This is a genomic window from uncultured Microscilla sp. (genome assembly GCF_947493425.1).
Taxonomy (GTDB): domain Bacteria; phylum Bacteroidota; class Bacteroidia; order Cytophagales; family Microscillaceae; genus Microscilla.
Genome location: NZ_CANLRP010000662.1, coordinates 1 through 239 on the forward strand (window position 1 = coordinate 1; position 239 = coordinate 239).

Annotated in this window: 1 protein-coding gene; it reads left to right on the plus strand. The window is 42.3% G+C overall.

Going from position 1 to position 239, the window contains the following annotated elements; translation table 11 throughout:
• A partial coding sequence (locus Q0954_RS34860) for a hypothetical protein (RefSeq protein ID WP_299466924.1) occupies positions 1-239 on the plus strand: 239 nt, incomplete at both ends.

The window sequence follows — 239 nt, forward strand, 5'->3', positions numbered from 1 at the left end:
CAGCAAGAAGAGGGAACAAACGAACCCAAAACTGAGGCTAAGCCAAAAAGAGTAAGACCTGTCATTAAAAAACCGACGAGTCAGCAAGAAGAGGGAACAAACGAACCCAAAACTGAGGCTAAGCCAAAAAGAGTAAGACCTGTCATTAAAAAACCGACAAGTCAGCAAGAAGGAGATACAAATGAACCCAAAGCTGAGGCTAAGCCAAAAAGAGTAAGACCTGTCATTAAAAAACCGAC